Origin of the sequence: Protofrankia coriariae, assembly GCF_001017755.1 — a bacterium.
GTDB classification, from domain to species: domain Bacteria; phylum Actinomycetota; class Actinomycetes; order Frankiales; family Frankiaceae; genus Protofrankia; species Protofrankia coriariae.
This window is the reverse complement of record NZ_JWIO01000006.1, coordinates 17,969-37,337: the sequence shown is the minus strand read 5'-3', so window position 1 is coordinate 37,337 and position 19,369 is coordinate 17,969. Positions and strand designations below refer to the sequence as shown.

12 protein-coding genes and 1 pseudogene are annotated in these 19,369 nt (G+C 68.7%); 9 read left to right on the top strand and 4 right to left on the bottom strand.

Annotated elements, in window-relative coordinates; translation table 11 throughout:
- Window positions 1-75: 75 nt before the first annotated feature.
- Both FrCorBMG51_RS05520 and FrCorBMG51_RS05515 read left to right on the top strand, forming a co-directional pair.
- Window positions 76-1,242: an acyl-CoA dehydrogenase family protein gene (locus FrCorBMG51_RS05520; RefSeq protein ID WP_052914351.1), complete on the top strand. Its 1,167-nt coding sequence runs from the start codon at window positions 76-78 to the stop codon at window positions 1,240-1,242.
- Window positions 1,243-1,272: 30 nt separating this feature from the next.
- Complete coding sequence (locus FrCorBMG51_RS05515; RefSeq protein WP_047222031.1) at window positions 1,273-2,865, top strand: tryptophan halogenase family protein; 1,593 nt, start codon at window positions 1,273-1,275, stop codon at window positions 2,863-2,865.
- A 135-nt stretch (window positions 2,866-3,000) separates the two neighbouring features.
- On the opposite strand, the gene FrCorBMG51_RS05510 is transcribed toward FrCorBMG51_RS05515, so the two are convergent.
- From FrCorBMG51_RS05510 to FrCorBMG51_RS32410, 4 genes are all read right to left on the bottom strand, one after another.
- On the bottom strand, window positions 3,001-5,199 hold the full coding sequence (locus FrCorBMG51_RS05510; protein ID WP_047222156.1) for an MMPL family transporter: 2,199 nt from the start codon (window positions 5,197-5,199) through the stop codon (window positions 3,001-3,003).
- A gap of 621 nt (window positions 5,200-5,820) precedes the next feature.
- Window positions 5,821-6,606, bottom strand: coding sequence for a sensor domain-containing protein (locus FrCorBMG51_RS05505; protein ID WP_086055269.1), 786 nt, complete (start codon window positions 6,604-6,606; stop codon window positions 5,821-5,823).
- Window positions 6,603-6,836, bottom strand: a complete 234-nt coding sequence (locus FrCorBMG51_RS05500) for a hypothetical protein (RefSeq protein ID WP_047222029.1) — start codon at window positions 6,834-6,836, stop codon at window positions 6,603-6,605. The genes FrCorBMG51_RS05505 and FrCorBMG51_RS05500 overlap by 4 nt, the downstream gene beginning before the upstream one ends.
- 1 nt (window position 6,837) lies before the next feature.
- Window positions 6,838-7,134, bottom strand: a complete 297-nt coding sequence (locus FrCorBMG51_RS32410; protein ID WP_268760536.1) for an ArsR/SmtB family transcription factor — start codon at window positions 7,132-7,134, stop codon at window positions 6,838-6,840.
- A gap of 245 nt (window positions 7,135-7,379) precedes the next feature.
- Between FrCorBMG51_RS32410 and FrCorBMG51_RS05490 the strand changes: the two genes are divergently transcribed.
- From FrCorBMG51_RS05490 to FrCorBMG51_RS32405, 7 genes and pseudogenes are all read left to right on the top strand, one after another.
- Complete coding sequence (locus FrCorBMG51_RS05490) at window positions 7,380-7,598, top strand: MbtH family protein (protein ID WP_047222027.1); 219 nt, start codon at window positions 7,380-7,382, stop codon at window positions 7,596-7,598.
- Window positions 7,599-7,603: 5 nt separating this feature from the next.
- Window positions 7,604-8,551, top strand: coding sequence for an ATP-binding cassette domain-containing protein (locus FrCorBMG51_RS05485; protein ID WP_052914413.1), 948 nt, complete (start codon window positions 7,604-7,606; stop codon window positions 8,549-8,551).
- A gap of 221 nt (window positions 8,552-8,772) precedes the next feature.
- Window positions 8,773-10,032, top strand: a complete 1,260-nt coding sequence (locus FrCorBMG51_RS05480; protein WP_047222025.1) for a cation:proton antiporter domain-containing protein — start codon at window positions 8,773-8,775, stop codon at window positions 10,030-10,032.
- Between the two features lie 29 nt (window positions 10,033-10,061).
- The gene (locus tag FrCorBMG51_RS05475) at window positions 10,062-10,583 is read left to right on the top strand and encodes a flavin reductase family protein (protein WP_200902341.1); all 522 of its coding nucleotides are present in this window, start codon (window positions 10,062-10,064) and stop codon (window positions 10,581-10,583) included.
- 100 nt (window positions 10,584-10,683) lie between these two features.
- A complete protein-coding gene (sbnB, locus tag FrCorBMG51_RS05470) occupies window positions 10,684-11,724 on the top strand; it encodes a 2,3-diaminopropionate biosynthesis protein SbnB (protein ID WP_047222024.1) in 1,041 nt (346 codons plus the stop codon).
- Between the two features lie 30 nt (window positions 11,725-11,754).
- Window positions 11,755-12,759 (top strand): 2,3-diaminopropionate biosynthesis protein SbnA, encoded by a 1,005-nt coding sequence (sbnA, locus tag FrCorBMG51_RS05465; protein ID WP_047222023.1) that lies wholly within the window; start codon window positions 11,755-11,757, stop codon window positions 12,757-12,759.
- Window positions 12,756-19,349: pseudogene (locus tag FrCorBMG51_RS32405) on the top strand (amino acid adenylation domain-containing protein); the annotation flags it as partial. The gene sbnA and the pseudogene FrCorBMG51_RS32405, both read left to right, overlap by 4 nt.
- Window positions 19,350-19,369: the final 20 nt, after the last annotated feature.

Below are 19,369 nucleotides of genomic sequence, written 5' to 3'. Positions count from 1 at the left end.
CCTGGCCGGCGGGACCGGCCACGCCGCGGACGTGTCCGAACTGATGGCCGGGGTGTACGTGCCAGGGGAGCGGTCGTGACCCCGCTGGACACGCTGCGCGGGCAGGTGCGCGAGTGGGGGGTGGACTTCCGCCGGCACGCGCTGGAGCTGGACGCTGATCCCGAGGCCATCCGCGCGCACTTCGACCTGCCAGCGGTGAGGTTCCTGTCCACCATGGGCGTTCCGGTCGAGTACGGGCACGAGCCGGAGCCGATCGACGGGCACCGCTTCGACGGCACCCTTGCCGCCCAGCGGGTCGTGGTGATGGAGGAGCTGGCCGCCGCGGACGCCGGCATGCTGGTCGCGTCACCCGGCCCGCTGCTGGCTGGCGTGTTCCTTCAGCAGTTCGGTGACCCGGCTCAGAAAGCCCTGTTCTACCAGCGGATGCTGGACAGGCCGTTGTGGACGTTCTTCGCGCTGACCGAGCCGGCGGGCGGGTCGGACGTCGGCGCCATGCGCACCGTGATCCACCCCGGCTCGCCCGCGCGGCTGTCCGGTACCAAACGCTACGTCGGCAACGCCTGCCGGGCGCGGATCGGGGTGGTGTTCGCCCGGCTGAAGCCAGGGCCGCTAGGTATCCGCGCGGTGTTGCTGGAGACCCCGATCGACGGGTTCGAGGCGGTCCCGCTGGACATGATCGGTCTGCGTGGGGCCAGGATCAGCGCGATCAGTATGGACTCGGTCGAGGTGCCCGACGACGCGTTCCTCGGCCGGCAGCTGTCGCCGACCCGACGCGGTGTCTGGGCTTTCGTCCAGACCTTCAATCAGCTCAGGCCCGGCGTCGCGGCTATCGGGCTGGGCATCGCCAGGGCCGCCTACGAATACGCGGTCTCCAACCGCCGGTCGCTGCGCCGAGAGGAGGAACTGCGGCTGGACGACCTGCGCCGCCAGATCGACGGCACGCGCCACCTGGTCGAGGCATCCGCGGCCATGATTGACGCCCGGCCGGCCGACGGCCACCTGGCCTCCGCGGCCAAGGCGAGAGCCAGCGCCCTCGCCGAGCGGGCCACCCGGACAGCCTGTGGGCTCCTCGGTGCCGGCGCCCGGCTGGAACATCCACTGCTGGACAAGCTCGTACGTGACGCCAAGTCGATGGAGTTCATCGAGGGCACCACGCACATGCAGAAACTCACGATCTTCCAGGGGCTGTTGTCCGGGAAGGTTGACAACCACGAAGTGCCATCTTCCGAAACCGTACGGTGATATTAATTCGGACAAGAGGGGCAAGTGCCAATGGAAGATCAGCGGATCACGAAGGTCGTCGTCCTGGGGGGCGGTACCGCGGGCTGGATGAGCGCGTCCTATCTCGGCAAGGTGCTCGGCCCAGCCGTGCAGATCACCGTGCTGGAGGCGCCGTCGGTTCCCAAGATCGGGATTGGCGAGGCCACCGTGCCCAACCTGCACAAGACGTTCTTCGACTTTCTCGGCTTCGCGGAGGAAGAGTGGATGCGCGAGTGCAACGCCAGCTACAAGATGGGCATCAGATTCGTCAACTGGCGCACTGACGGCACCGGTGAGGCCGATGCCCGGCCGTTCGGTGACTCGATTGACCACTACTATCACCTGTTCGGCCTGCTGCCCAACCACGGCAACCTGCCGCTGTCGCACCACTGGACGTACAAGAAACTCAACGGGCAGACCAGCGAGCCGTTCGACTACGCCTGCTACCGCGAGCCCCCGGTCATGGACAAGAAGCTGTCGCCGAGATTTGCCGACGGCACCAAGTGGACGAACTACGCGTGGCATTTCGACGCCAACCTGGTGGCCGACTTCCTGCGCAGGTTCGCGGTGAACAAGCAGGGCGCGGTGCACGTCGAGGACGTGATGACCGAGGCGTTGATCGACCATCGTGGGTATGTCACCGGACTGCGCACCAAGTCCGGCGCGGTGATCGAGGGCGACCTGTTCGTGGACTGCTCCGGGTTCCGCGGCCTGTTGATCAACCAGGCGATGAAGGAACCGTTCCTGGACATGAGCGACCACCTGCTCAACGACAGCGCGGTGGCCACCCAGGTGCCGCACGACGACGAGGCCAACGGCGTCGAGCCGTACACCTCGGCGATCGCCATGTCGTCCGGGTGGACCTGGAAGATCCCGATGCTCGGCCGGTTCGGCACCGGATACGTGTTCTCCAGCCGGTTCCAGTCACGTGACGACGCGACCCTGGAGTTCTGCCGGCTGTGGGGCCTCGACCCGGAGACCCAGCCGTTGAACCAGATCAAGTTCCGGGTCGGTCGCAACCGGCGGACCTGGGTGAAGAACGTGGTCAGCATCGGCCTGTCCTCGTGCTTCCTCGAGCCGCTTGAGTCCACCGGCATCTACTTCATCTACGCCGCACTGTTCCAGCTGGCCAAGCACTTCCCGGACAAGCGGTTCGACCAGATCCTGATCGACCGGTTCAACGCCGAGATCGAAACCATGTTCGACGACTCGCGCGACTTCATCCAGGCGCACTTCTCCTTCGCGCCGCGCAACGACACGCCGTTCTGGCGGGCGTGCAAGGACCTGGTACTCGCCGATGACATCACCGAAAAGATCAAAATGTACCGGGTAGGTCTCGCGGTGAACATGCCGAGCACCGACGAGAGCACCTACTACGCGAACTTCGAAGTGGAGTTCCGCAACTTCTGGAACAACAGCAACTACTACTGCATCTTCGCCGGCCTGAACTTCCTGCCCGACCACCCGCTGCCCGCGCTGGCCGCCCGTCCGGAGGAGGTGGAGTCCGCCGAGCCGGTGTTCGACCAGATCAAGCGGACCCAGGAGAAGCTGATTTCCACGCTCCCCTCCACCTACGACTACCTGAAGAGCCTGCACGGAGCCTGACCTCTCGTCACGTCGTATTTCTGTTCCTGAGTTCTCGGAAACCCGGGCCGGGTGGCCGGGAGGTGTTTTTCGGCCTCCCGGCCTCCCGGCCTCCCGGCCTCCCGGCCTCCCGGCCCGACCTGTCCGGGTGGCCGGTCAGCGTGCGGTCGGCACCGCTTCCGGCCGGCGGACCTGGTCGGCTGGCGTACTCCGGTGCGACGGCCCGGGCAGTCGCGACGGCCACCAGTTGGCCTTGTCCAGGATGACCATCAGCGCGGGCAGGATCAGAATCCGTACCACGAACGCGTCCAGCAGGATTCCGACGGTCAGGCTGAACCCGACCTGCTTGATCTCCAGCAGGCCGCCGAAGATGAACCCGGCGAACACCGAGACCATCACGATCGCCGCGCTGGTCACGACCCCGGCCGAGTTGATGATCCCCTCGTGCACCGCCTGCCTGGTCGGGATGCCGCGCTGCACCGCCTCCCGGATCCGGCTTACCACGAACACCTGGTAGTCCATGGACAGCCCGAACAGGATCACGAACAGGAACAGCGGAACCCGGGAGATGATGAATCCGCCCGGCGGCAGGTCGAGCAGTCTGGCCGCCCAGTCGGACTGGAACACCAGGGCCAGCGCACCAAGCGCGGCCCCGGCGGAGAGCAGGTTGAGCAGCGCGGACACCGCTCCGATCACAACGGACCGGAAGGCCACCGCCATCATCAGGAAGGTCAGCAGCAGCAGGGTGCCGACCACCAGGGGCAGCTTGGCCTTCAGATGCTTCACGTCGGACACACTCATGGCGACCTCGCCGCCGATCGCGTGCTCCACCCCGGGGACCGCGCCGATGGTGGACGGCACGATCTGGTCCTTCAGCCGCTGGTACAACTGGTGCGCCACCTCGGCGTCCACCGCGTACGGCGTGCCGAACTTCACCGTGGTGATCCGTCCGTCGGCCGAGACCCGGCGTATCGGAGTGCTCCTGCCAGCCAGTGCCGGGTCGGCCAGCGCCGCCTGTTCCAGGTTGTTCAGCGCGGTGCCGACATCCGCGCGCTGCGCGGCGTCGGCCCGCACCGCGACCACGAAACCGGTGCCCTGCATGGGAAAGGTCCGTACGAGCTGGTTGTGGGTCTGGATGGTCGGCACCTGCGGCATCCGGTCGTAGGACGGCAGGTTCAGCCGCATGCCGAACGCGGGGATCACCAGGGCGAGCATCAGCCCGCCGCTGACCAGCAGGGTGTCCACCGGGCGTCTGATCGCCGGGCGGAGCAGAGCCGGCCACAGCCGGGGTTGCGTGCCTCGGCTGCTCATCCGCCCGATCAGTGGCACCCGCGGCCGGTCCACCCATCGGCCGAGCTTGGCCAGCAGCGCGGGCAGCACGGTGAGCGAGGCGACCATGGCCACCGCGACGACGATCATGACGCTGACCGCGAGCGAGGAGAAGATGATGTCTCTGGCGACGAACAGCGCGGCCACCGAAACCAGCACGGCGAACCCGGACACGATCACCGCGCGGCCGGAGGTGGCCGCGGCCAGCTCGACAGCGGCGGTGTGGCTCAGCGTCCCACCGGAGCGGGCCCGTTCCTCACGTTCCCGTTTGAGGTAGAACAGCGAGTAGTCCACGCCGACCGCCATGCCGATCAGCACGATCATCGTGTTGTTCTCGCCGACGCTGGGGAACAGGTGAGTGGACAGGGTGGACAGGCCGATGGACCCGGCCACCGCGGACAGCGCCACCACCAGCGGCACCCCGGCCGCGACGATCGCGCCGAAGGCGAACAACAGGATCAGCAGGGTTATGGGCAGGGACAGCCGTTCGGCGGCCGCTGTCTCCTTGCTGTCCTGCTCGTCGACCTGATAGCTGGTCGATGCGTCACCGGTCTGCGCGACGGTGAGGTCGGGGAACTCCTCCTGGGCGGCCGCGGTCTGGTCCAGCAGCGACTTCACGTGGCTCTGCGCGGACGCGCCGTCGTCGGCCATCGTGACCGCGACCAGCAGGGCGTTGCCGTCCGGCGCGGTGACCGGCGCGTCGACCTCGGCGACGTCCGGCAGCTGACGCATCCTGGTGGTGACCGCACTGGCCGCCTGACCGGCCCGCTGGGCGTCGAACTTCCCGTCGCGACCGGAGATCAGAACCTTCTCCACCACGCGGTCGTTGAGGTCGCCGTCGGCCATGATCTCCTGGGCGCGTCCGGCCTCGCCTATCCGGTAGTCGGCGTTGGTGGCGTTACGGGTGCCAGCCGCGCTGCCGATCGCGAGGCAGACCGCCACGAACACCACCCAGCCCAGGATCGCGTGCCACGGATGGGTCGCGCTCCATCTGGCTATCCGGACGGTAATTGGTTTCCTGTTCATGGTGCGTTTCGTCTCCTTGTAAGCGTACGGAATCGGCACGTGGCGCGGCGGCAACAGTACGTGCGGAGTTGTTCGGAGAATTACGAGAAGTTCGTCTGGAACAGGAGTCCCGGGCCGGCGAAGAACAAGCTGGCAGCCGCCCGGAAACTAGCAGGAGGGTCTGTGGTGGGCGTCGGTGGCCCGGGTGGAGTATCTGTCGGAACCTGATGTGGGTGACAACGCGCTCGACCGGCGTGTGGAGATGTGGAACATTCCTGTTCTCCTCCCGCCGTCAATGCCGGGCTCCGCGCGTCCCTGAATTTTTGTGAGGTGTCACATGCGGGTACGGTTCCGACGGCCCGTACGGGCTGACAGGACACGTCTCGTCGGAGAGAAGGGCCGGTGATGACTCGGGACCGGTGTCACGTCGTGTTGTTCCCGGGCGTCCGCGGTGTGCCGCGCGCCCGCCGTGACCTGCGAGGTCGGGGCGCTGACGCAACCAGCAGCGTAATCAGCGACGTAATCAGCGACCACCTGGCGTGTTTTTCGTGTGTGGCGTTTGTGGGGTTGCCATGAGGGTGTCCGGGTTTCGCATCGTGTCAGAATCCTGGAAACTCTTTTTTGTGTCCGACCGCTCCGGACCTACTTGTCCAGGCGGAGAGGGCCCAGCTGGAGAGCGTTCGGTCGGAAGGCGTCCGGGTGAAGAGGGTCCGGGCGAAGAGGCCCGGGTTCGGTGAGCATCCGTTTGGCGTCGGCCAGCGGATCGACCGGCGGTCTGAGCAGCATCGTGGCGACGGCGCGGTGCAGACGGGCAGCGGCGACCACCAGGTGGGCCAGGAACACACACAGGACGGCGAACCCGGCGGCGGTGAGCAACGCGGTGGGCAGGTCGTCGACTTTGATTCCGGTAGCGGGCCCGTCGTCAGGAAAATAGCCGAGCTGTACCCCGTGCTCGCCTGGAATGGACCAGTACCACAGCGGCAGGGCGACCCCGGCCACGCCGGCGATCCAGAGCACCAGGGCCACCAGGTCGAGTATGAGCAACAGGGGATAGAGCAGGATGAGGTAGGTGCAGTCACGCATCGTGGATGGATCGGTCCACCGGCTCCTGGCCTGAGCCAGGATGCCGGATCCCCGGACCGGTCGGTAGGCGTTCGGGATGCGCCATCCGACCAGCCCGGCACGCAGCCGTTCGACCTGGGCGCAGCCGTGGATGATGCTGGCAACACCGACCAGCACCGGTACGCCGAGCCAGGAGACGCTGGTCGCCACGGCAAGCAGGAGGAGGCTGAGGCAGACCGCGAACAGCACGGTGCCAACCAGCAGGTACCCGCCGAGATATCCGGCCGCTGCCCACGGCGCCAGCGAGAACGGGAGACGGATCGGATGTCGGCCGCGACGCAACGGATCACATTGTCGACTCGTCATTCGACACTCCGCAGCAGCTCCTCGACCGCCGTGAGTCGCTTGGTCAGCCCCTCGAGTTCAACTCTCAGCGATTCCTGGTTGGCCACCGCCTGTTCGGCGAGCTTGCGGTAACCTGCCATGGCCACCGCGTCGGCGCGGTGTTTCTGCAGGCTGAAGTACGAGACAACGCTCGCCGCAATGCCACCGATGGCAATCAGCACGATGGCGATCGCGACCACGCCCCCGAACATGTCAGACTCCTTTCAGGTCATCGTCTCCTCCGGCGCCGGTCTCCTGGTCCTCTCGGAGCGCGGTGAGGATCGTGTCGGCGGTGAGCCGCAGCTCGAACGGGACCAGCTCGAAATGCTTCATCGCCTTGCCGTTCTCGGACAGTTCCAGATGCCCGATCACCAGCTCGGCCTTTTCCAGCCGTTCAAGGTGCATGTACAGCAGCGGGCGGGACAGACCCAGCCTGCGGGCCAGTTCGCTGACGTGTACTCGTCCGGCAGCCAGCTCCGCGATGATACGTAGTCGCTGCGCGTGCCCCAGTGCGGTGAGCGCAACGAGAAGCTCCTCGCTGTTCAGCGATTCTCCTCCCTGTCACGCCCATTCCCTGTCATGCCCATACTCTGTCATGCTCATCTTCCATCTGTCAGAAAATACTGACAGGTGTCGCGCGGCGTTGTCAACTCCTGGCGGTGAGTCGGTCTGGATCAGGCTTCGGTCAGTGCCGCGTCAGCCGGACCGGTCAGCATGGACGGGCAGGCCAATCGAACGACGTTCGGAGTGTCGACGTGACGAGCCCTTTTGACGACCAGGACGGGATGTTCCTGGTGCTGGTGAACAGTGAGGGACAACACAGCCTGTGGCCGGCCTTCGCCGAGGTCCCCGGTGGCTGGACCGTCGTCCTGCCCGCTGGCCCCCGCGACGCCGCGCTGTCCTACGTGGAGGAGAACTGGACTGATCTTCGCCCGAGGAGCGTGCGCGAACGGATCACGGATCCGGCAAGGTGAGCCGGATGAAGACCGCGATCCTGGCCGAGGGCCTGAAGAAGCGCTACCGCGAGACCGACGCGCTCGCCGGTGTCGACCTGGCCGTGTCGACCGGCTCGGTGCTCGGCCTGCTCGGTCCCAACGGTGCGGGCAAGACCACCACGGTACGGGTGCTGGCCACCCTGCTGCGTCCCGACGCCGGCCGTGCCGAAGTGGCCGGTGCCGACGTGCTTACTCGCCCGGACGAGGTGCGCAGGCGGATCGGTTTCACCGGGCAGAACGCCGCGGTCGACGCGCTGCTGACCGGCCGGGAGAACCTGGTCCTGGTGGGTACGCTGCTGCATCTGGGCCGCTCTGCCGCTCGCGCTCGGGCCACGGCGCTGTTGGAGGAGTTCGGTCTCACCGAGGCGGCCGACCGTCCGATCGGGACGTACTCCGGCGGTATGCGCCGTCGCCTGGACCTGGCCGCGTGCCTGGTCGGCCGTCCGTCGGTGCTGTTCCTTGACGAGCCGACCGCCGGTCTGGACCCGGTCAGCCGGATGACCCTGTGGCAGGCCGTGCGCCGTCTGGTCGACGACGGCGTCACCGTGCTGCTGACCACCCAGTACCTGGAGGAAGCCGACTACCTGGCCGACCAGATCGTGGTGATCTCCGCTGGTCAGGTGATCGCCGACGGTACGCCGGACGAGCTCAAGCGCAAGATCGGCCAGGAGTGGCTGGAGGTCTCCGTGCTGTCTCCGGCCAGCCTGGCCACCGCGCTTGCGGTGCTCGCGCCGCTGGCCGTTGCCGCCCCCACGGTCGACGAGGCCAAGAACAAGATCGCCCTGCGTCTTCGTGACGGTATGGAGGGCGTCGTTTCGGTGGCCGTCTCTCTGCGTGACGCCGGCGTGGACATCACGGACTTCGCTCTCCGCAAACCCAGTCTTGATGATGTCTTTCTCGCCCTTCTGGGTCACCCCACCACCCAGCCCTGACAGGTCAACCGGCGGATATCGAATTTCTGGTCACGTGGTCCCCGTGAGTCGGAAATCCGGCTTGTCCGGCCAGAGTTTTCCGGTCGGTACTGTGAAGTCCGTTGCGGACCTGAGCATCGCGCCTGTTCTCTTTCCGGTGGCCGACAGTCGGGCGGAGCGAGCTACGGGAATTCTGTTTCCGACACCGATGATCTCCCGGTCGGGTGTATAAGGGGAGAAATTTGACCAGCTCTCAGGTGACCACCCTTCTCGTCGACGTGGCGGTAATCGTTCTGCTGGCCAGGGCGCTCGGTGCGCTGGCCAGCAGGTTCGACCAGCCGCCGGTGATCGGCGAGGTGTTCGCCGGCATCCTGGTAGGTCCCTCGCTGTTCCACGGAGCGATCTCTGACACGCTGTTCCCCACCGACGTCCGGCCGTTTCTCACCGCGTTGGCCAATATCGGGGTCGCGGTGTTCATGTTTATCGTCGGACTTGAACTCGACCGCGCCCTGCTACGCGGCAGGGGTCGGCTGGCGGCGACCGTGTCGATCGGTTCGATCCTGCTTCCGTTCGGTTTCGGCACGGCGCTCGCGCTGTATCTGGCCACCACACACAACCCGACGCACAGGCTGGGATTCGTGCTGTTCATGGGCGCCGCCGTGTCCGTGACCGCGTTCCCCGTGCTGGCCAGAATCCTGACCGACCGCAGGATGCAGCACACCCGGCTCGGCGGGCTCGCCCTGACCTGCGCCGCGGTGGACGACGTGCTGGCCTGGAGCCTGCTCGCCATCGTGGTCACCATCACCGGGTCCGGTGACGACCAGTGGCGGATGCTGCTGATGCTGCCGTACCTGGCGTTGATGCTGCTGGTGGTGCGCCCGCTGCTGCGCCGGGTGGGCGAGGCGTATCTGCGGGCTGGCGCGCTGACCCCCGGCACGATCGGCGTCGTGCTTGCCGGGCTGCTGCTGTCGGCCAGCGTCACCGAATGGATCGGTCTGCACTTCATCTTCGGCGCGTTCCTGTTCGGGGTGCTGATGCCCCGCGACGGCACGGCCAGGCTGCGTGACGAGCTGCTGGAGAAGGTCGGCCAGGTGTCGACCGTGCTGCTGCTACCGGTGTTCTTCGTCATCGCCGGCCTGAAGGTCGATCTGTCCGCTGTGGGCCTTGGCGGCCTTGGTGAGCTGTGCCTGATCCTGCTCGCCGCGATCGGCGGCAAGTTCGTCGGCGCGTTCGCCGGAGCCCGGCTCAACCGGCTGCCGGTCAGGGAGGCCGCGGCGCTGGCCACGCTGATGAACACCAGGGGGCTGACCGAACTGATCATTCTGAGCGTCGGTCTGCAGCTCGGCGTGCTGGACGGCGCCCTGTACTCGCTGATGGTCGTCATGGCCGTGGTGACCACGGCGATGGCCGGCCCACTGCTCCGGATGATCTATCCGCGACGCTACGTACAGCGTGATCGCGAGGAGGCTGTGCTGCGCGGCGGCGTGGTCTCCAAGGCGTGACCCGAACCCCGTCTGTGAGAGGTGCTTTCGTGACCGAGCTGTCGACCCAGACGTTCTCCCTCACTCCTGTCGCGGACTTCCGGTCGTTGATGGCGCAGTTCCCGACCGGTGTCGCCGTGGTCACCACCACAGACGATCTGGGTCGGCCGCGCGGCATGACCGTGTCGTCGGTGTGCAGCGTGACGCTGACCCCGCCCACCCTGCTGATCTGTCTGCGCCAGGGGGGTCCGACCCTGGAAGCCGTGCGGGAGCGTGGCACCTTCGCGCTGAATCTGTTGCACGGTCGTGCCCAGCGGGTGGCCGAGCTGTTCGCCTCCGGTGACCCCGACCGTTTCGACCGCATCGAGTGGGACCTGCCCGAGAGCTCCGCCGGCCCGCACCTGTCCCACGACACGCACGCGGTCGCCGACTGCAGGGTCAGCCGCACCGAGTCGGTCGGCGACCACGTCGTCGTCTTCGGTGAGACGTTTGCCATCGCCGAACACCACGGCCATGTCCCGCTGCTCTACGGCCTGCGTCAGTTCAGGTCCTGGCCCCCGCACAGCTCCTGACGCCCCGCCGAAAGCGGGTCGGGCCGAAGTCAGTTCGGGGTCAGGGGAGTGTCAGTTGCGGCTGACAGGATTCGAGGAGATACCTAGTGAAGGAGCGTGGATGGGCATGTCGGATCTGCCCCCGGCGTTCGCGGTGATCCCCGGATCCCAGGTGGACGGGGTACTCGCCGGACGGGAGAAGCAACTGGTCGAGCTGGTAACGACGGCCTACCGGCTGCACGGCACCGGCGAGACGGTGAATCCGCCGTCCTACTTCCTGCGCTTCCCGAACCGGACGGACTCGCGAATTATCGCGTTGCCCGCCTCGATTGGTGGCGACATCGGGGTCGACGGCCTCAAGTGGATTTCCAGTTTTCCGGCCAACGTTGTCTCCGGTCTGCCCAGAGCCTCTGCCGTGCTCATTCTGAACGACCCTGCCACCGGATACCCGTTCGCCTGCCTGGAAAGTTCCATCATCAGCGCGGTGCGTACGGCCGCGTCGGCCACGGTAGCCGCGGACTGGCTCAGCCGCGACCGCGGGCGTCCGGTTACCGTCGGCTTCGTCGGTACCGGTCTGATCGCGCGGTACATCCACACCTTCCTGGCCGGTACCGGCTGGGAACTGGAGCGGATCGGCCTGCACGACCTGAACCGCGAGCACGCCGAGGGCTTCCGCGGCTACCTCGACAGAGCCGGCAACGACACCAAGGTCACCGTGTACGAGACCGGTGAGGATCTGGTGCGCGAGCACGACATGGTGGTGTTCGCCACCGTTGCCGGCGCCCCGTATGTCACCGACCCGGCCTGGTTCAGCCACCATCCGCTGGTGCTCAACATTTCGTTGCGGGACCTGTCGCCCGAGGTGATTCTGGCCTCCACCAACATCGTGGACGATGTCGAGCACTGCCTCAAGGCCAACACTTCGGTGCACCTTGCCGAGCAGCATTCCGGCGGCAGGGACTTCCTGTCCGGCACGCTTTTCGACGTGCTCACCGGTGCGCTGCGCCCGGCGTCCGGTCGGCCGCTGGTGTTCTCGCCGTTCGGGCTGGGAGTTCTCGACCTCGCGGTCGGCCGGTATGTCTATGACGAGCTGGCCGGCGCCGGCGACCTGCGCCAGATCGAGGGCTTTTTCCATGAACTCGACCGCTACGGAAAGCGCTGAGCTGACCGCGTCACCGGTGGAGGTCGTGTCATGCCAGTCATATCCGTGCCGCAAGAGTTCAATGTGGACGATCTTTATGTCGACCTTGCTCCCTCGTTCGGACGGTCGCTCTACCTCAAGTGCGAGGGATTCAACTTTGCCGGGTCGATCAAGCTGAAGGCCGCCGTGGAGATGGTGTCCGCCGCCGCCAGAAGCGGCGCCGTCCGGCCGGGCGCCACCCTGGTGGAGAGCTCGTCCGGCAATCTCGGCGTCGCGCTCAGCCTGGTCGCGGCCAGCCAGGGCTACCGCTTCCTCTGCGTCACCGACTCGCGGTGCACGCTCGGCGCCAGCCAGCTCATGCGGACGCTGGGCGCCGAGGTGCGGGTGGTCACCGAGCCGCACCCGGAACGCGGCATGCTCGGCGCCAGGCTGGACCTGGTCGCCCAGCTGTGCAGGGAGAACGAGGACTACGTCTGGCTCAACCAGTACGCCAACCCGGGCAACTGGCGCGCGCACTACCAGACCACCGGGCCGGAGATCCTGAAGAGTTTTCCAGATCTCGACGTGCTGTTCGTCGGCGCGGGCACCACCGGCACTCTGATGGGCTGTGCCCGCTACCTACGGGACAACCGTCCGTCCGTGCGCATCGTGGCGATCGACGCCGTCGGCTCTGTCGCCTTCGGCTTCCAGGCCGCGCCCAGGATGATCCCGGGACTGGGTACCTCCGTGCGGCCGCAGTTCCTCGACGAGTCCTATGTGGACGACGTCATGCTCGTGGCGGAGGAGGACACCGTGCGGGCCTGCTGGGCGCTGGTCCGCAACGGCTTCCTGTTCGGGGGGTCCACCGGGACGGTGGTCAGCGGCGCGATGCGCTGGCTGGCCGAGCACGCGCCGGACGGTGATCTCACCGCGGTGGCCATCGCTCCCGACCTCGGCGACCGCTACCTCGACACCATCTACCACGACCGGTGGGTGACCGACATCTACGGTCCGGACGTGCTGTCGGCGGCCGAGTCCGTGCTGGGAATCGAGACCCTCTCGAGGAGAAGGTCATGACCACGGTGAGCGCCAGCCTGTCCCTGTCCGCCGGACAGATCGACATCTGGTTCGACGAGAAGCTCTCCGGCGGCGCGCTGGCCTACAACACGGCCGGTTATCTGGACATCCGCGGGCCGCTGGACGTCGAACTGTTCCGCGCCGCGGTCGAGCGGCTGATCGTCGAGGCGGAGTGCACCAGAGCGCGGTTCGTGGAGCGCGACGGGATTCCGGCGCAGGTGATCGAGGAGCTGGACGCCATCCCGTACCGGGTGCTCGACCTGCGCGACACCGGCACCGGCACTGACACCGACGGTGCCGAAGCGGCCGCGCTGGCCGCGATCGAGCGGGACCTGGCCACCCCGTTCGCCCTGGCCGACTTCCCGCTGTTCCGGCTGACCCTGGCCAGGATCGCCGACGACCGCGCGCTGTTCGCCATGTGCATCCACCACTTCCTGTGCGACGGGTTCACCCAGACCATCTACTGGCGGCGGCTGGCCGAGATCTACCAGGCGCTGGCCGACGGTCTCCCGGTGGAGGAAGGCGCGCTGCCGCCGCTGCGCGACCTGCTGGCGGCGGAGGCCGCGTACGGCGAGTCCGCGCAGGCCGAGCGGGACGCGAGGTTCTGGCAGCGTCGGTTCGACCGCACGCCGGATCCGATCACGCTGTCCGCCCGGGGCTCCGCGCCAGGGCAGGGTGCCGTCCGCGGCGAAGTGATCGTTGGTCCCGAGTCCGCGGCGAGGCTGCGCTCGATCGCCACCGAGGCGACGGTCACCTGGCCGTCCGTGCTGATGGCCGGGCTGGCCGCGTACACCCAGCGGATGACCGGAATCCGCGACGTGCTGCTCACCGTCCCGGTCACCGCCAGGGTTGGCGCGAAGATGCGCGCGGTGCCCGGCATGGTGGCCAACACGGTGCCGCTGCGGGTGCTGGTGCGGCCGGAGGCCACCAGGTCCGGCCTGCTCGCCGAGACCTCTCGTGAGCTGACCAGGATCCTGCGTCACCAGCGGTACCGGGCGAGCCGGATCCGCCAGCAGGCCGGGCTGCACAGCGACGATCGCCGCCCGTTCGGCCCGCTGGTCAACATCCTGCCGCAGGAGACCGCGTTCACCATCGGGCCGTGCGAGGTCACGGTGAACAACCTGTCCACCGGTCTGATCGACGACTTCGAGCTGACCGTGGTCGAGTCGGCGGACGGTGGCATCCGCATCCACGTGTGCGGCAACGCCGGTCTCTACGACGAGACGGAGATCCGGGCGCATGCCGAGCACTTCGGCGTGTTCCTGCACGCCTTCCTCGGCGCCGCCGACGACGAGCCGCTCGCCGGCCTGCCCCTGATGGGCGACGACGAACTGGCGCGGGTGCGGCAGGCCGGCACCGGTCCGGTACGGACAGACGAGTACCTCGGCGTGGTCGAGCGGGTGCGGGCGCAGGCGCTGGCAGGACCGGACGCGGCGGCCGTCGTCGACGGCGGCGGCGTGATCGGGTACGCCGACCTGGTCGGCGCGGCCTCCGCGCTGTCCAGGAAGCTGCCAGCCGGTGAACTGACCGCGATGCTCGCCGCGCCGGGCACTGGTTTCGTGATCGCTGTGCTCGGCGTGCTGGGCGCCGGTGGCGCGTATCTGCCGTTGGACGTGCGCGCTCCGCTGCCCCGGCTGACCACACTGCTGGCGGGCAGCGGCGTCACCCACCTGATCACCGACGAGGCGCACCGCGAACTGGCGGAGCGGGTGGCCGCCGGCCGGATCGCGGTCGTGCCGCTCGACGGTGCCGTCGACCGCCCCGACGCACTCGCTCCGGCAGCCGGTGACCAGCACGACCTGGCCTACGTGATCTACACGTCCGGCTCCACCGGCACCCCCAAGGGCGCCATGGTGCACCGCGCCGGCATGGTGAACCACCTGCTGGCCAAAGTGGATGATCTCAAGCTGACCCGTGCGGACACCGTGGTGCACAACGCCCCGGTGACCTTCGACATCTCGGTGTGGCAGATGCTGGCCCCGCTGGTGGTCGGCGGCACGGTTCGCGTGGTCGGCCGTGACGTGGCCGCCGACCCGGACGCGCTGTTCGGCCTGGTCGGTGACGAGGGCGTCACGGTTGTAGAGATCGTCCCGTCGCTGCTGCGCGCCGCGCTCGACTCCTGGGACATCACCGGCGCCGTCCCGCGGATGCCCGTGCTGCGCTGGCTGGTGGTCACCGGCGAGGTGCTGCCGGCCGCGCTGTGCTCCCGCTGGCTGGCGCGCCGACCAGGCGTTCCGGTGGTCAACGCCTACGGCCCGACCGAGTGCTCCGACGACGTGACCCACGCGGTGATCACGCTGGACCAGCTGCCCGACGGGGTGCGTGCCCCGATCGGGCGGCCGGTCCGCAACACCACGCTCCACGTGCTCGGCGACGACCTGTCCTCGCTGCCACCCGGGGTGGCCGGGGAGCTCTACGTCGGTGGGCTCGGCGTTGGCCGCGGCTACCTCGGTGACGCTGGCCGGACCGCGTCCGCGTTCGTCGCCGATCCGTTCACCGGCGATGGTGGCCGAATGTACCGTACTGGTGACCGGGTGGTGATCGGTCGGGACGGTCAGGTGGAGTTCCTCGAGCGCCGCGACCACCAGGTGAAGATCCGCGGCCACCGTATCGAACTGGGCGAGGTGGAGGCCGCGCTGCTGGCCCGGCCGTCGGTGACCGCCGCGGTCGTCGTGGCGCACGGTGAGCCGACCGGCCACCGACGACTCGTCGGCTACGTCGTTGCCGCACCCGGTTCCACCGTGGACGGAGCGCGACTGCGCGGCGAGCTGGCCGACCTGCTGCCCGACCACCTGGTGCCCGCGGTCGTCATGGTGCTGCCCGCGCTCCCGCTGACCGCGCACGGCAAGGTGGACCGAGCCGCGCTGCCCGCGCCCGATCTGGCCGGTGCCACGCGTACCTCGGTGGAGCGGGCCGGCGACCCGGCCGATCTGATCCTGCGCGAGGTGTTCGCCGAGGTGCTCGGCCTGCCGTCGGTCGACGCGCACGACAACTTCTTCGCCATCGGCGGCGACAGCATCAGTTCCATCCAGGTGGTCAGCCGGGCGCGCCAGGCCGGTCTGATGATCACCGCTCGTGACGTCTTCCAGCACCGCACCTCGGCCGCGATCGCCGCGGTGACCGGCAGGCCCGGCGCGGTCGCCACGCCAGTGGTCGACGACGCCATCGGTGAGCTCGACCTCCCACCGATCGCTCACCAGCTCAGCGAGACCCTCGACGCTGCGCCGAGGGCCGGTGACTACAGCCAGCACGTCGTGCTGTCCGTCCCGTCCGATGTGGATGCCGACCGGCTGGCGACGGCGCTACAGGCGGTGCTGGACACGCACCACGCGCTGCGCATGCGGTTGCTGGTGCCGGTGGACGGCGTGTGGTCGCTGGAGACCATGCCGGTCGGCGCGGTGTCCGCGGCCACCCTGATCACCGTCGAGTCGGACACCGACGGCGACCTGGACGAGCTGCTCGCCACGGCAAGGCACCGGCTGGATCCGGAGCACGGTGTGCTGCTGCAGGCCATGCTGTCGCCCGGCCGGCTGGTGCTGCTGGCCCATCACCTCGCGGTGGACGGGGTGTCCTGGCGGATCCTGGTCGCGGACATGGCGACGGCGTGGACCGCGGTCGCCGCCGGCCGGGAGATCGCGCTCGACCCGGTCGGCACGTCCTACCGCGGCTGGACCAGGCTGCTCGCCGAGCAGGCAAGGACCACCCGGCGGGCTGGCGAGCTGCCCATGTGGATAGCCCAGCTGCGCGGCGGCGACCCGATGCTCGGGGACCGGCCGCTCGACCCGGACAAGGACACCCACGGCACCGCCGGGCACGTACGCGTCGAGATGGACGTCGAGACGACCGCCGCGCTGCTGCGCGACGTGCCGACGGCGTTCCACGCGGAGATCAACGACGTGCTGCTGACCGGGCTGGCCATCGCGGTGGGCCGGTGGCGGGCCAGGCGGTTCGGCGGGACCGACACCGGTGTGCTGGTCGAGATCGAGGGCCACGGCCGTGAGCAGCTCACCGACGACGTCGACCTGGCCCGGACGGTCGGCTGGTTCACCACGGCCTACCCGGTACGGCTCGACCCCGGTACCGGCCGCGATGCCGGCTCCGCGCTCAAACGGATCAAGGAACAGATACGCGCGCTGCCCGACCGGGGGATCGGTTTCGGCATGCTGCGCTATCTCAACCCGCAGAGCCACCGGGCGCTGGCCAGGTTCGGCGCCCCGCAGCTCGGCTTCAACTACCTTGGCCGGTTCGCCGCCGGTACCGGTGCGCCCTGGTCGCTCGCGGCCGGCGACGGCGTGGTCGGGCTGGGCGCGGCGCAGGACATGCCGTTGCGGCACGTGGTCGAGCTGTCCTCGGTCGTCGAGGACACCGCCGGCGGGCCGGCACTGGTCGCCGACTGGGCCTTCGCCAGCGAGCTGCTGTCCGCGGACGACGTCGCCGAGCTGGCCGACGCCTGGTTCACCGTGCTGCGTGAGCTGGCCGCGGACGGACGCGGCGGGCACACCCCGTCGGACTTCCCCAGGGTGGCGCTGACCCAGGAGGAGATCGACTCGTTCGAGTCCGACGTCCGGAGACTCACCGACGTCCTTCCGCTGTCCCCGTTGCAGAAGGGTCTGCTCTTCCAGGCCGACTACGACACCGGTGGCCTGGACGCGTACACCCTGCAGGTCACCGTCGACCTGGCCGGAGCGGTGGACGCGGTGGCGTTGAAGGCCGCCGCCGCCGCGCTGGTCGACCGTCACCCGAACCTGCGCGCCTGCTTCCGGCACCGCGCGGTCGGCGACCCGGTACAGCTCGTCGCCGCGTCGGTCCCGCTGCCCTGGCGGGAGATCGACCTGTCCGGGCTGGCCGAGGTGGAGCGGGCCGCCGAACTGACCAGACAGACCGACGAGGACTGGCACACCAGGTTCGATCTGACCCGCCCGCCGCTGGTCCGGTTCACCCTGTTCCGGCTGGGCAGCGACCGGTTCCGCCTGGTATGGACGGTGCACCACATCCTGGTGGACGGCTGGTCCAACCCGATCCTGGCCCGCGAGCTGTTCACCCTGTGCGGGGGTGGCGGCCTGCCGAGCGTTGCAGGCTACCCGGCCTACCTGGACTGGCTTGCCGACCAGGACGCCGAGGCGGCCGAGACCGCGTGGCGGGACGCGCTGGCCGGGATCACCGAGGCCACCAGGATCGCGTCGGGCCAGCCCGACCGCGACCCCGCCGTGCCCGACTCCCTGGTGCTCGACCTGCCCGAGCGGCTCACCTCCGAGCTGACCGCATGGGCTCGCGCCCGCGACCTGACCATGAACACTGTCGTGCAGGGCGCATGGGCGGTGCTGCTCAGTCGGCTCACCGGCCGCCGCGACGTGGTGTTCGGCGCGGTGAACTCCGGGCGCCCGCCGGAGATCCCCGGTATCGAGAGCATCGTGGGGCCGTTCCTCACCACCATGCCGGTGCGGGTCACCGTCGAGACCGCGCACACCATGCCCGAGTTGCTGACCGTGTTGCAGGACGCGCAGTCCGGCCTGGACGCGCACCGGCACATCGGGCTGGCGGCGGTGCAGAACCTGCTGGGGGTCGGTGAGCTGTTCGACACCGTCCTGAGTTTCCACAACTATCCGATGGCCGACGTGTCCGCGCTGGACGGCGTGCTGCCGGGTGTCCGGGTGCTCGGCGGCGGGGCGAGAGTCGGCGCGGAGTATCCGATCGCGGTCGGTGTGTATCCGGGGCGCCGCCTGCGCCTGCACGCCGAGTACCGGGCGACGCTGCTGGACCGGGACGCGGTCGGTACGCTGCTCGACCGGTTCGTCGCCCTGCTGTCCGGTCTCGTCGCCGACCCGCAGCGGCCGATCGGCCGGATCGACGTGCTGTCCGACGCCGAGTGGGACCGCATCGTCGGTGGCTGGGGCGGCACGGTCACCTGCGCCCCGCACGCCGTGGTACCGGAGCTGTTCGAGGCCAGGGCAGCCGCCGCGCCGACCGCGACCGCGGTGTTGGTGGACGGCCGCGCACACTCCTACGGCGAACTGGACGAGCGGGCCAACCGGCTGGCCAGAGTGCTGATCGCCCGCGGCGTCGGGCCGGAGGACGTGGTCGCGCTGGCCCTGCCGCGTTCGGTCGAGATGGTGGTCGCGCTGCTGGCCGTGCTCAAGGCCGGCGCGGCGTACCTGCCGATCGACGCGAGCTATCCGGCCGACCGGATCGAGTACATGGTGTCCGACGCCCGGCCCGGCGTGCTGGTCACCACCTCCGCCATCACCGCCCGGCTGTCCGATGTGGACGCCATGCTGCTGCTGGTCGACGACGCGGACACGGTCGCCGAGCTGGCCGGCCTGTCCGGCGACCGGGTGACCGACGCGGACCGGCGCGCCCCTCTCGACCCCGGCCATCCGACATATGTGATCTATACCTCCGGGTCCACCGGCCAGCCCAAGGGCGTCGTGGTCGATCATGCTGGGTTCGTCGCGATGGTGGAGAGCCTGATCCCCCGGTTCGGCGTTGCTCCGGGCACCAGGGTGCTGCAGTTCGCCTCGTTCAGCTTTGACGCGCACGTCTGGGAGATCGGCCTCGCCCTGCTCGGCGGCGGCACTGTCGTGATCGCTGACGAGTCGAGCCGGCTTGGCGG

Excerpts from the sequence above, each read along its gene's own strand:
- sbnB (WP_047222024.1), top strand. The coding sequence starts at position 10,684 with ATGGGCATGTCGGATCTGCCCCCGGCGTTCGCGGTGATCCCCGGATCC.
- FrCorBMG51_RS05500 (WP_047222029.1), bottom strand. The coding sequence starts at position 6,836 with ATGTTCGGGGGCGTGGTCGCGATCGCCATCGTGCTGATTGCCATCGGT.
- FrCorBMG51_RS05515 (WP_047222031.1), top strand. The coding sequence starts at position 1,273 with ATGGAAGATCAGCGGATCACGAAGGTCGTCGTCCTGGGGGGCGGTACC.
- FrCorBMG51_RS05505 (WP_086055269.1), bottom strand. The coding sequence starts at position 6,606 with ATGACGAGTCGACAATGTGATCCGTTGCGTCGCGGCCGACATCCGATC.
- sbnA (WP_047222023.1), top strand. The coding sequence starts at position 11,755 with ATGCCAGTCATATCCGTGCCGCAAGAGTTCAATGTGGACGATCTTTAT.
- FrCorBMG51_RS05485 (WP_052914413.1), top strand. The coding sequence starts at position 7,604 with ATGAAGACCGCGATCCTGGCCGAGGGCCTGAAGAAGCGCTACCGCGAG.
- FrCorBMG51_RS05510 (WP_047222156.1), bottom strand. The coding sequence starts at position 5,199 with ATGAACAGGAAACCAATTACCGTCCGGATAGCCAGATGGAGCGCGACC.